Consider the following 13,360-nt stretch of genomic DNA (forward strand, 5'->3'; position numbering starts at 1 on the left):
TGAAGCCTATTACTAAAAGAACCATCCCAAAATACTTTGGGATGGTTCTTTTTCCTTATTAATGATTCTTTAACATCACTAACAGCTTTTCTTGACTATACATCCACACTGTAATGATTAAACAAGCAAGTGCGACTTCTGATAATGCCATAAATCCAATTGCATAATGGCCTGTTAGTTGGAATAGTAATGTTAAAATTAGGGGCGGGAAGAACCCTCCTAGTCCACCTAAAGCTGAAACGAGTCCATTTACAATACCTGCTTGTTCTGAGAAGTACATTGGAACGAGTTTAAAGATTGTACCATTACCAATGCCTGCACAAAATGCGACTAGTAAGCAACCAAATGTATACACGTTCATACTAGGCATGAATGATAAAATAATACCTGAAAGTGTTAAACCGATAAATACGAAGATTAATATTTTAAATGGATTAAACTTATCGCCGAGCCAACCACCAATCGGACGCATAATTGTTGCGAGTACGATGAATCCTGCAGTTCGCATACCAGCATCTACTTTCTCTAATCCGAAGTGAGATACTAAAAAGTTTGGTAAGTATACTGTAAATGCGACAAATGATCCGAATGTTAAAAAGTAAAAGATACATAAAAACCAAAGTTTCTCATTTTTATATACACCTTTTATTTGTTCCATTAATGGTGTATTCACCTTTTTCTCCCTACGATCACCTAATAAAAAGTTCATAAGTGCAAATGCTGCAAGTAAAACTAAATAACATTGTACTGTCGTTCTCCAGCCAACTGAAGTTGCGATAACAGGCGCTAAAAATGAAGTAATTGCTGTTCCGGCGTTACCGACACCGTAAATACCATTTACAAAACCATGACTCTCTTTCGGAAAGTATTTTGGTAAAGAAGTTACTCCTACAGAGAATACAGCACCACCGATTCCTACAAATAATCCACCAATAATTAAATCCATCATAGAATTGGCAACACTAATATAAAAGACAGGAAGTAATAATAGAATAAAACTAATAAAGAATAATTTTCTTGCTCCGAAACGATTTGTCCAATAACCAATTGGAATGCGAAGAACAGAACCTAAAATAACGGGTACTGCTGTGACCATAGAAATTTGCCCCGCAGTTAATGGGATATCCACTTTAATATAAGGCATTAATGATGATAAAATGACCCATACCATAAAACCTATAATTAGATTAGAAGTTTGTAAACTTAATTGAAAATTAGGACTTTTCATCCTGTTCCCTCCTATGTATGCATAGTTATATTCATTCTCTCCAGCCTAATCACGTCGTAACATGATTAGGTCGAAAAGAATCAACCACCACTTACTGGCGGAATCATCGCCACAGTATCACCAGTTTGAATGATGTCATTCTCATTTGCATACTCTTCATTTATAGCCACCATGATTTCATTTGAAATCGCTACGTTGTATTTCTTAATGAGTACCTTCTTTAGTTCAGCAACTGTAATATTTTCACAATCGATTTGTAATGCTGGCTTACTTACTTCTTCTTGTAAATGTGCAAATAATAGTACTTCAATCATATTCTCATCTCCTCTTCAGGCTCACCATTCTCATATGCTACATTCTCTAACTGATCACCAACCCATGATTCACCATCTTCCCAAAATTCTTTCTTCCAAATTGGAACGATTTGTTTTATACGCTCCATAATATATTCGTTCGCCTCATAGGCTGCTTTCCGATGTGGTGTAGAAACAGCGACGACAACAGCAAGATCAGAAATTTGTAATGTACCAATGCGATGTGTAATGGCGACAAATGTCCCAGGCCACCTCTCTCCTACTTCAGTACCAATTCTCTCAAGTTGTTTTTCTGCCATTGTTTTATATGCTACATACTCTAAATGTAGCGTACGACGCCCTTTCGTAAATTCTCTAACAGTACCAACGAAAGTAGTAACTGCGCCACACTCACGACGAATTACTTTGTTTGTAACTTCCTCAATTGAAATAGGTGTATCAATTACTTCATAATACGTATGTGTCATTTTGCACCTCTTATCTTTGTATAAGTTAGCAATCTATTTTCTATTATTTATATGATCGAAGCGGTTCATCCCACGGCCACTCACTTCCGACGTTTGATTCTAATAACAGTACCGAAACGATTATTCCGGCTTCAAATCCTCTCGTTCCCCCCGGCAAAACGATAAATGCATTCGCTTCTGCAAGTGAAGAAATTGCGCTAGATTTATCTAAACCAACTGGTGTAACTTGTAATTGACCATCTACAAATTCCACTCTCCCTCTTACAAAACGAGTAAACGGATTTGCTTTCGAAAAGTCTTTTTGTAAAATTGCTTCTGCACGATAAATGTGTGGATCTTTCCTATGCAAATATGTTCCAATGACTGGTCGAACATATAACTCACATCCGACATAACAAGCAGAAGGATTACCAGATAAACCAAATAGTAGTTTTCCTTCTACCTCAGCTACAGTTGTCACACTTCCTGGTCGCATCGCTATTTTGTTAAAAAGTATATTAGCTTGTAACCTCTTATGAATAGCAGGTAAATAGTCATAATCTCCTACCGAAACGCCACCAGTTGTAATTAAAATATCGACTTCTTTCATCGCTTTTTTTACAGTGTTATAACACGTCTCTAAATCGTCAGCGAATTGCCCATAATACTGTACAACTCCGCCGGCTCGTTCAATTTGAGCAGCAATCATATAAGAGTTACTATTTCGAATCTTCCCTAGCTTTAATTGTTCATGTACTTCAAGCAGTTCGCTTCCTGTTGTTACAATTCCAATAACCGGCTGTTTTATAACATGTACGGAACTATAACCAAACGTAGCAAGAAGCGCTGCTACTCCAGGATTAATAACAGTCCCTTTTTTCACAAGGATGCTATTTTGGTTTACATCTTCTCCTTTAAAAGAAATGTTATCGCCAGAAGAGAAAGAGCGTTTTAATACCATATAAATCTTTTCGTTTTCTTCAAATCCTTCCGTTAGCTCTAACATAACAACCGCATTACACCCTTCCGGAATTGCGGCACCTGTCATAATACGGACAGCTTGAAATTCTTTCACTTCTTCTGTAAAAACAAAGCCTGCTCCAATTTCGCCAATTACTTCAAATTGAATGGGGTTACTACTACTCGCTTCTTTTGTATCTTCCGCTCGCATCGCAAACCCGTCGTACGGAGAGCGATCAAAATGCGGAACATCATGATCTGCAATAACATCTTCTCCAAGTGTTCTACCGTAGCTTTCTATAAGAGAAACCTTTTCCATTTCACCTTGGTAGGCATATTTCATTACACGAGCAACTGCTTCTGCTACTGGAATTGGTATACGTTTATCTAACATTCTTTTTCACCTCGTTTTAATAAGGAAAAAACGATTTTTCTGTTCATCCTATATATTTGGCGTATAATCGTTTTGCTATTTTCACATCATTTGTCCCATGAATAAATGCCCTACCGTCTATAAATAAAACAAAACGATATTCATCAACTAGAAATGATAGTAAGTAAGGCGTTTTTTTGACATGTACACTTTTTTGTAATCGTTTTTGAATTTCGGTTAAATTAAGATTTCTCTTTATTCCTGAACGGATTTGAACTGTATTCCGTCCGCATAACACTTCCGTTTTCATTTGCGCTTCAAATATTAAGCTTGGATACGTTCGTGATTTCCCACAAGAAGGACATGTACTTTTCTTCTGTCTATTTACTTTTAATGAGAGATATTGATTGTTCCAAATATCAAATGACAACATCGTCCCTCTTAATGATTCATAATCACCCACCAATATTTTCATCGCCTCTGTAACTTGGTGAGCAACGACCATTTGTACAGCTGGCTGAATGATTCCGGCTGTATCGCATGTTGCACCGCCCATAGGATGATCCATTAGACAGCGAAAACATGGTGTTTTCCCAGGAAGAATTGTATACGTTACACCGTAACTCCCAATACATCCGCCATATATCCAAGGTATATTTTCTTTTTGTGAAATGTCATTTATAAGTAGACGCGTATCGAAATTGTCAGTCGCATCTAATATGAGATCCACATCTTTTGTTAACTCTTCTATTTCTCGCATTGTGACATCTGTTACAACTGGTACAATTTCCACTTCAGAATTAATCTTTCTTACATGTTCTGCTGCTGCAATTGCTTTTGGTTTACACTGCTGCGCATCTTCTTCTGTATATAACTGCTGCCGCTGTAAATTACTCCATTCGACGTAGTCACGATCAGCAATTGTCAATTTCCCAATTCCCATCCTAGCAAGTGCTTCTGCATTCGCAGCTCCTAGCGCACCCGCACCGATTAGGAGCACATGCTTTTCTCTTATTTTTCTTTGTCCCATTTCACCAATTCCAGAAAACAACACTTGTCTTGAATAACGCTCTTGCATAAGAAATCCTCCTTTCACTATCCACCAATGTAAGACATTTCAACTTTTGGACGTTTACTTGTATTCTCAACCGTTCTTTCATCTGAATATCGATCTGTTCTATATCGCCATGTATCATTTAAAATTTTTAATAGTGATGCATCAGAAATATTTTCTCGAAGAAGCGTTCGCAAATCCGTTCCTTTCGCTCCAAATAGGCATGTGAAAAACTTGCCGTCTGCCGAAATACGAGCTCTCGTACAAGAAAAACAAAATGACTCAGAAACAGAAGTAATAAATCCAACTTCTGCATTACTCCCTACATATCGATACAATTTCGCAACCTCTCCAAAATAACGAGGCTGAGCGGGCTCAATTGGATATACACGATTAATTTTCTCTATTAATTGTTCCTTCGTAATGACTTCTTCAAAATTCCATCCGTTTGTACTGCCTACATCCATAAACTCAATGAAACGGAGCTGAATTTCTTTTTCTTTAAAATAACGAGCCATATGAAGAATTTGACTATCATTCATCCCTTTTTTTACGACCATATTTACCTTTACTTCTAATCCAGCAGCATTTGCTGCTTCTATTCCTTTCAGTACAGGTTTTGTACTTACATTTCTTCCGTTAATTTTTTTGAAGACATGGTCCTCTATCGCATCTAAACTAATATTTACACGTTTTAATCCCGCGTCTTTTAGCGCCTTAGCTTGTTTTGCTAAATGAATTCCGTTTGTTGTGAGTCCAATATCTTTTAAGCCTTCTAGATTTGTAAGTCTTGCAATTAACTTCGGTAAGTCTTTACGCAATAAAGGTTCACCGCCAGTAAGCCTAATTTTATTAACTCCCATACTTATAAATAATCTCGCTAACCTTTCTATTTCATTAAATGTTAATAAACACTCTTCCTGTAAAAAAGCATAATCAGGTCCGAACACTTCAGCAGGCATACAATATGTGCACCTAAAATTACAACGATCAATAACTGAAATGCGTAAATCTTGAAGTGGCCGCTTTAAAGAATCTTTCATATTCTCGTGCATCTCTATCCCTTCTTTTCTGCTGCAATCCTTAGTAAGCTTTCATTTTTTTATTTGCCTTCATTATAAAAAAGAAGCTACATATTCAATGTGACTTTTCTCACATCACTTTCCCCATTCAAAAAATTTTCACAAATCCGTTCGCATTTTGTTCACATCTTTAGCCACTCCTCCTTACGGTCATTGAAATTTCAATTTATTTTTAAATAGCTCTTGCATTTTCATCATACTTACACTCAAAATAGGAAATGTATTGCTTATAAGAAGAAAGGTGATCACTGTGGCAAACAGTATGACATTATCTCAAGATTTAAAAGAATTACTTGCATCTGTTGAATATAAAATGCAGATAAAAAAAGGTAGTTTTATTTTTCAAGAAGGTATGGAGGCAACAGAACTCTATATCATTCACTCAGGGAAAGTACAAATTAGTAAACTTAGTGCTGACGGACAAGAATTAACACTTCGAATTTGTTCGGAATATGACATTATTGGAGAATTAACATTGTTCACGGATAATGCAAAATATTTATTAAACTCAAAATGTCTTGAAGATGTTGAAGTAGGTGTAATAAAACGTGAAGCGTTAGAAAAAGCATTACTCCAAAAACCCGCTCTTGTATTTGAATTTATGAAATGGATTAGTGAACATTTAAGAAGAATGCAAACGAAGTTCCGAGATTTAGTATTACACGGCAAAAAAGGTGCCCTGTACTCTACTCTTATACGAATGACAAATAGTTACGGTGTATTAAAAGAAAATGGTATTCTCATCGATTTACCATTAACGAATCAAGAACTCGCTAATTTCTGTGCAACTTCACGTGAAAGTGTAAATCGAATGTTAAATGAATTAAAAAAGCAAGGTACAATTTCAATTCATAAAGGAAAGATTACAATCCACGATTTACAATTTTTAAAATGTGAAATTGCTTGTGAAGATTGCTCTGCTTCTGTTTGTAGCATTGATTAGCATCTTATTTAGATGCTAATCTTTTTTCAATTTAAACTACTTATTAACGTTTATTGCCTATGTAAACAAAAACGAGGCCTTCCATATTAGACCTCGTTTCGTTTTAACCATTAGCTCCTATCCGTTTACAGCAGTATTATTTTTTCAACTCATTAGGAATACGTCTTCTGTAAATCACATAACTACGGCTTACATATTTAATTGGGGCACTAAATACATGTACAAGTCTTGTAAATGGCCACACTGCGAAAAGCCCCATCCCTGCGAGAATGTGAATTTTAAACCATATTGGTACTTCCATCATATATTCAACTTTCGGTTGGAAAATAAAGAGACTTCGGAACCAAGGGCCAATCGTTGTACGATAATCAAATCCTTTTGAATCGATATTTAAAAATGTTGAAGAAAGTCCTGCTAGCATTACGATAAGTAATAAAATAAGCGCAATATAATCTCCCTTTGTACTCGTTGCAATGATACGTTTTACAGTTACGCGGCGGTACGTTAATATAATTAAACCGATAATAGAAGCAACACCTGCCGGAAGCCCGAAACTAATTGCTACTACATGGTACACATGCTCAGAAATACCTACTGAACGGTATACAGCTTCTGGAATTAAAATCCCCATAACATGACCGCCAATTACGAACATGATCCCAAAGTGAAATAATAGACTTCCGAGTCGGAGCATTTTCTTTTCTAATAGTTCACTAGATTTTGATGTCCATCCAAATTGATCATAGTTGTATCTAAAAATATGTCCACCGATAAAGATTGCAAAAATGATATAGGGAAACAATACCCAAAGAAATTGATCCATCATTTTGACAACGCTCCTTTATAATTTGTCTGTACACCCCATGTTTCGATAGCGAGTAGCACAGACGCAAGAATTGGTTCATACATACTACCCGCTTCTTTTAATTGAACGTGTAATGCTTGTATATTTTCCGTGTATTTACTCATAATTGGTTCACTGTCTTGCTCATTTGCATTTGCAAAAAACTCAAGTAAAAGTGGTAAATAGTCAGGTAGTTCTTTATCTGTTACGCTAAAACCTGATTTTTTATAATGTTGTTTTAACTCTAGTAATTCAATACCTCTTTCTCTTTGTTCACCAGTGTTCATATAAGTAAGATACATATTTGTTTTCTTACCAAAATCGAATGTATATACGTAACTATCAATGAGTTGATCATTCGTTTTATCTAGCACTTGCTTTATAAAGGCTGTAAGTGACGCTTTAACGTCTTCCTGTTCTATTGTTTCAACCTCTTCTTGCAATTCAGTTAAAGCTTCTCTCCACCCTAGTTCAGGATAGGAGAGAAGAAAAGAAGAACAAGAAAAAGCTGTTTGTAAACTTTGTCTCATAATTTTCTGCCCCCTTTATTTAAGAAATTGTCATACAAGAGCCTGGACCACCTGTGAATGATAAACCACAGCTTCCTTGTTCGCTATATAAATCTGCCACTTGTTCACGGTGAGATGTCGGGATAACGAAGCGATCTTTATATTTCGCGATGGCAAGAAGACGATACATATCTTCTACATCCTGTTTCGTTAAACCAAGTTCTTTTAATACAGCTTCATTTGGCTCTTTATTAATTTGCAGTGCTCTCATATGTGTTCGCATAACAGCCATTTTTTTCAATGTAAGACGAATGTGTGATTCATCCCCTGCAGTGAGTAAATTCGCTAAATATTGAATTGGAATACGCATATTATCAATTGCAGGGAAAACCTCTTCTGCTTGCCAGTTACTACCTTTCCCTTCCACCATGTTCATAATTGGGCTAAGCGGAGGGATATACCAAACCATCGGCATTGTACGATACTCCGGGTGAAGAGGCAGAGCAATTTTCCAATCGATAATCATTTTATAGATAGGTGACTGTTGTGCTGCTTTAATCCATTCTTCAGGAATGCCTTGTTTTTTCGCTTCAGCTGCTATTTCTGGATCATTTGGATCTAGGAAAACAGTAAGCTGAGATTCATATAAATCTTTTTCGTCTTCAACAGAAGCTGCTTCTTTTACTTTGTCAGCGTCATATAGCATTACTCCAATATATCTGATACGTCCTACACATGTTTCTGAACAAATTGTTGGCATACCAGCTTCAATACGTGGGAAGCACATTGTACATTTTTCAGCTTTATTCGTTTGCCAGTTAAAATACACTTTTTTATATGGACAAGATGATACGCAGAATCTCCATGCGCGACATGCATTTTGATCTACAAGAACAATTCCATCTTCTTCACGCTTATACATCGCACCAGATGGACAAGATGATACGCAAGATGGATTCATACAATGTTCACATATGCGTGGTAAATACATCATAAAGACGTTTTCAAAATCTGTTTTAATTTCTTCTTCCATTTTCTTTACGTTTGGATCTTGCAATCCAGTTATATGTCCGCCTGCTAAGTCATCTTCCCAGTTTGGACCCCATTCAATTTTGTCGATAAATTCGCCTGTAATTGCTGATTTCGGACGAGCAACTGGCTGATGCTTACGCTGCGGACTATTTGTTAACGTTTCATAATCATAGTTCCAAGGTTCAAAGTAATCATCAATCGTTGGTTGATCTGGATTGTAGAAAATATTCATAAGACGTTTCATTTTCGAACCGGATTTTAGCTGAATTTCACCATTTTTCAATTCCCAGCCGCCTTTATATTTCTCCTGATCTTCCCATTGTTTCGGATAACCAATACCTGGTTTCGTTTCTACGTTATTGAAATACATATATTCAGCACCTGGACGATTTGTCCAGGTGTTTTTGCATGTTACGCTACAAGTATGACAGCCGATGCATTTATCTAGGTTCATTACCATTCCGACTTGTGCTTTAATCTTCAAGCCAATCTACCTCCTTCAGTTTGCGAATTACAACGTTTAAGTCGCGCTGGTTCCCAGTTGGACCATAATAGTTAAATCCATAACTTAATTGACCATATCCACCAATCATATGTGTCGGTTTTACGTGAATTCGAGTTGGACTATTATGCGTTCCCCCGCGATTACTTGTTAATTTCGTACCAGGTACGTTAATGTGACGATCTTGCGCATGATGCATAAATGCCATTCCTCTCGGTATACGGTGCGTTACAACAGCACGCGCTACAACAACACCGTTACGATTAAAGCACTCAATCCAATCATTATCTGCAACACCCGCTTCAGCAGCGTCCTCTTTATTCATCCAAACAGTTGGACCACCTCTAAATAGCGTTAACATCGGTAATGAATCGAAGTACATACTATGAATCGACCACTTATTATGCGGTGTTAAATAGTTTAATGTAATTTCTTTCCCTTCTACTTCAGGTCGTGATTTACGGAACGGTTTATGTTGCAGAATTGGTTTAAATGTTGCCATCGTTTCACCAAATTCTTTCATCATGTCATGGTCTAAGTAGAAAGATTGTCGACCAGTTATCGTTCTCCAAGGAATGAGACGTTCCACATTTGTTGTAAACGGTGAGTAACGTCGTCCACCTTTTTCTGAACCTGTAAAGGCCGGAGAAGTAATTACTGTTTTCGGTTGTGCTGTAATTTGTTCGAATGTAAAGCATTCTTCTTCACGTTCTTCTGCTAAATCACGTAGTTTTAAATCTGTTTGTTTTTCAAGTGCTTCCCATGCTTTTACTGCCATATGACCGTTTGTTGTAGAAGATAGTGTTAATACCGCTTCAGCAGCATTGATTGCTTCTTTGATGTCTGGACAACCTTTCGCGATAGAATCCGTTCGAACGACTCCTAATTTGCTCTTTAATTGCTCATACTCTTTTTCTGCTGACCAAGAGATCCCTTTCGTACCAATCGGTTGTTTTCCGGCATTTGGTCCAAGCGCAGTCATTTTGTCATAAATCGTTTTATAATCCCTTTCAACAACGTGAATTTGTGGCATCGTCTTACCCGGGATTGGTTCACATTCACCTTTACTCCAATCTTTAATCTTGCCAAGTGGTTGCGCTAATTCTTGCGGTGTATCATGAAGAAGTGGTGTTGCAACAACTTCTTTCATTGGTTCAAGATCAATTTTCTTCGCTAAATCTGACACAGCTTTAGAAAGTGAAGTGAAAATATCCCAGTCAGAGCGCGCTTCCCACGGTGAACCGATTGCCGGATTAAATGGATGTACAAATGGATGCATATCTGTACTGCTTAAATCGTGTTTTTCGTACCAAGTTGAAGCAGGTAAGACGATATCAGAATACAGTGCTGTTCCAGCCATACGGAAATCTAAATTAATGAGTAAATCAAGCTTTCCTTCTGGCGCTTCTTCATGCCACTTTATTTCTTCTGGTCGTAATGAATCACTGTCGTCATTCATTAACCCGTTTGTTGTACCTAATAAATGTTTTAAGAAATATTCATGTCCTTTACCAGAACTCGAAATTAAATTCGCACGCCATACGAATAAGTTTCGCGGGAAGTTGTTTGTGTTATCTGGATCTTCAATCGCAAATTTCAGTTCTTTTTCTTTTAATTTTTGTGCAACATATTTTCCGATTTCTTCTTGCGTTGTTGCACCAGCAGCAACAGCCTCTTTATATAATTCAATTCCATTTTTCTCGAATGTTGGATAAGAAGGTAACCAGCCAAGTCGTGCAGCTAATACGTTGTAATCACCGTGATGTTGATAACGAGAGTTACCTTCAACTGGTGACGCTAAATGTCCAACAGGTGTATCTTCATAACGCCATTGATCTGTTACGAAATAGAAGAAGGATGTACCGTTTTGTAATTTCGGTGGACCTTGCCAATCTTTTGACATCGCGATTGTTTGCCATCCTTCTGCTGGTCTTAATTTTTCTTGACCAACATAATGAGCCCAACCACCGCCGTTTACACCTTGTGCTCCAACGAGAAGAACAAGATTTAAAACGGCGCGATAAATCGTATCAGAGTTAAACCAATGGTTAATACCCGCTCCGACAATTATCATTGAGCGACCATTCGTATCAACAGCATTTTGTGCGAACTCACGAGCGATTTGAATAATAAGCTCACGTTTTACTCCTGTCATTTTCTCTTGCCATGCAGGTGTAAACGGTATATCATCATTGAAGTCTTTCGGTTCTTGTCCGCCAAGCCCTCGGTTCACACCGTAATTTGCTAACGTTAAGTCGTATACAGTTGTAACGAACATTTCGCCCTCTTCTGTCATAACCTTTTTCACTGGAATCGTACGTTCTAATACTTTGTTTCCATCATCAGAGAAGTACGGAATTTGTACCGTTCCAATCGCTTCTTCCATTCCAAGTAAAGAAAGACGTGGATCAATCTTTTCACCTGTTTCTTCATCTTCTAAACGCAAGTTCCATTTCTTTTCATTATCCCAACGTGACCCCATTGTGCCGTGAGGTGTTGCAAAATCATTCGTATTCTCGTTCCAAAGAACAGGTTTCCATTCCCCTAACTTCGTTTCTCGTCCAATATCAGAAGCATTTAAGAACCGATCAGCAACGAATTGATCTCCTTTTTGTTTCAATGTGACAAAGAAAGGAAAATCAGTATATTGCTTCGCATACTTTGTGAAATATTCCACTTGATTATCTACGTAAAATTCTTGTAAGATTACGTGCCCCATTGCCATCGCAAGTGCACCGTCTGTACCTTGTTTCACACTAATCCAATCATCCGCAAACTTTGTTGATTCAGCGAAATCAGGACTGACAGAAACAACTTTCGTTCCTTTATATCGAACCTCTGCTAAAAAGTGTGCATCTGGTGTTCTCGTCATTGGTACATTTGAACCCCATGTCATAATGTAACCAGAGTTATACCAGTCACTACTTTCTGGTACATCTGTTTGATCACCCCAAATTTGAGGAGAAGCTGGTGGTAAATCCGCATACCAATCATAGAAGCTAAGCATCGGTCCACCCATAAGTTGCATAAAGCGACTACCAGCAGCATGACTTAGCATCGACATAGCTGGAATTGGTGAAAAGCCAACATTTCGGTCTGGACCGTATTTCATTACTGTGTACAGTAATGAAGCTGAAACGAGTTGTAACACTTCATCCCAATTCGCACGAATGAATCCCCCTTTACCACGCGCCTGCTTATACGTACGTGCCTTTTCACGGTTTTCCACAATGCTTTTCCAAGCCTCTAATGGTGACTCGTTATTTTGCAATTCTTCTTGCCACATATTCCAAAGAACACCACGTACATACGGGTATTTCACACGAAGTGGACTATAAATGTACCAAGAAAAACTTGCTCCACGTGGGCATCCTCGCGGTTCAAAATCTGGCATATCAGGACCTGTAGTCGGATAGTTAAGCTCCTGCCCTTCCCAAGTTACAATTCCATCTTTCACATAGATATTCCAGCTACATGAACCAGTACAGTTCACGCCGTGTGTAGAACGAATTACTTTATCATGCTGCCAACGCTTTCTGTACACATTTTCCCATTCGCGATCTTCATATGTTTCTTGTGTATGATTATCGTTATAACGATCTATTGGTGAAAAATATTTTAAACGTCTCATTAGTGCTGAAGTTTTTTTCTTCATACTGTTCACTCCTTTAATACGTCTCTCTTACATACCCTTACTATAAGAGAGGTTGTAAAATACAGATGTGACATTTCGCACAGTTCAAGAGATTGTCAAAAATTTATTAGAGAATAAGTTTGTGAGAAAACCTTTTGTTCCGTTGTGAAGGTTATGGTTAATCGTGATTATTAGGAGAATGGTATTTTGAGGTATCGACTATTTTGCAAAAGAAAAAGAGTTTTGATATTATTTCAAAACTGCTATAAGGAAAAGAGTATAAATTGTATGTAAAAAAATTTTTCCCAATGTTATTATTTTATATCGAGTCTGATTTTACATAAAACTACAAATCATTATTTACTGTATTGCCCTTAGTTACGGAAACAATTATACTAGATATAATCAAAATAAATAATCTGAATATTCTCAGAATTAA

General features: G+C 37.2%; 11 protein-coding genes. 1 reads left to right on the forward strand and 10 read right to left on the reverse strand.

Annotation, left to right across the window (positions count from 1 at the left end; all coding sequences use genetic code 11):
- Positions 1-58 precede the first annotated feature (58 nt).
- From narK to moaA, 6 genes are all read right to left on the reverse strand, one after another.
- The gene (narK, locus tag B9A45_RS19205) at positions 59-1,228 is read right to left on the reverse strand and encodes a nitrate transporter NarK (RefSeq protein ID WP_000841858.1); all 1,170 of its coding nucleotides are present in this window, start codon (positions 1,226-1,228) and stop codon (positions 59-61) included.
- An 80-nt stretch (positions 1,229-1,308) separates the two neighbouring features.
- Entirely contained in the window at positions 1,309-1,542 is a 234-nt protein-coding gene (gene moaD / locus B9A45_RS19210) for a molybdopterin converting factor subunit 1 (RefSeq protein ID WP_000573682.1), read from the reverse strand.
- Positions 1,539-2,009: a molybdenum cofactor biosynthesis protein MoaE gene (locus B9A45_RS19215; protein WP_000149980.1), complete on the reverse strand. Its 471-nt coding sequence runs from the start codon at positions 2,007-2,009 to the stop codon at positions 1,539-1,541. The genes moaD and B9A45_RS19215 overlap by 4 nt, the downstream gene beginning before the upstream one ends.
- A 43-nt stretch (positions 2,010-2,052) precedes the next feature.
- A complete protein-coding gene (gene glp / locus B9A45_RS19220; protein WP_016109876.1) occupies positions 2,053-3,342 on the reverse strand; it encodes a molybdopterin molybdotransferase MoeA in 1,290 nt (429 codons plus the stop codon).
- Positions 3,343-3,385: 43 nt separating this feature from the next.
- The gene (locus tag B9A45_RS19225) at positions 3,386-4,399 is read right to left on the reverse strand and encodes a molybdopterin-synthase adenylyltransferase MoeB (protein ID WP_001158130.1); all 1,014 of its coding nucleotides are present in this window, start codon (positions 4,397-4,399) and stop codon (positions 3,386-3,388) included.
- 17 nt (positions 4,400-4,416) lie between these two features.
- Positions 4,417-5,430, reverse strand: coding sequence for a GTP 3',8-cyclase MoaA (gene moaA / locus B9A45_RS19230; protein WP_000545028.1), 1,014 nt, complete (start codon positions 5,428-5,430; stop codon positions 4,417-4,419).
- A 277-nt stretch (positions 5,431-5,707) separates the two neighbouring features.
- On the opposite strand from moaA, the gene B9A45_RS19235 reads away from it, so the two are divergent.
- Entirely contained in the window at positions 5,708-6,400 is a 693-nt protein-coding gene (locus tag B9A45_RS19235; RefSeq protein ID WP_000013866.1) for a Crp/Fnr family transcriptional regulator, read from the forward strand.
- 136 nt (positions 6,401-6,536) lie between these two features.
- Here the strand turns inward: B9A45_RS19235 and narI are convergent, their stop codons facing one another.
- The 4 genes from narI to B9A45_RS19255 are packed head-to-tail and all read right to left on the reverse strand — an operon-like array spanning position 6,537 to position 12,942.
- Positions 6,537-7,226 carry a respiratory nitrate reductase subunit gamma gene (gene narI, locus B9A45_RS19240; protein ID WP_000969223.1) on the reverse strand — a complete coding sequence of 230 codons (690 nt, stop codon included), beginning with the start codon at positions 7,224-7,226 and terminating at the stop codon, positions 6,537-6,539.
- Positions 7,223-7,774, reverse strand: coding sequence for a nitrate reductase molybdenum cofactor assembly chaperone (gene narJ / locus B9A45_RS19245; RefSeq protein ID WP_016109875.1), 552 nt, complete (start codon positions 7,772-7,774; stop codon positions 7,223-7,225). Before narJ ends, narI begins: the two co-directional genes overlap by 4 nt.
- Positions 7,775-7,793: 19 nt before the next feature.
- Positions 7,794-9,269 carry a nitrate reductase subunit beta gene (gene narH / locus B9A45_RS19250; RefSeq protein ID WP_000692704.1) on the reverse strand — a complete coding sequence of 492 codons (1,476 nt, stop codon included), beginning with the start codon at positions 9,267-9,269 and terminating at the stop codon, positions 7,794-7,796.
- Entirely contained in the window at positions 9,259-12,942 is a 3,684-nt protein-coding gene (locus B9A45_RS19255) for a nitrate reductase subunit alpha (protein WP_016109874.1), read from the reverse strand. The genes narH and B9A45_RS19255 overlap by 11 nt, the downstream gene beginning before the upstream one ends.
- Positions 12,943-13,360: the final 418 nt, after the last annotated feature.

Source organism: Bacillus sp. JKS001846, from assembly GCF_900176455.1.
Classification (GTDB): domain Bacteria; phylum Bacillota; class Bacilli; order Bacillales; family Bacillaceae_G; genus Bacillus_A; species Bacillus_A cereus.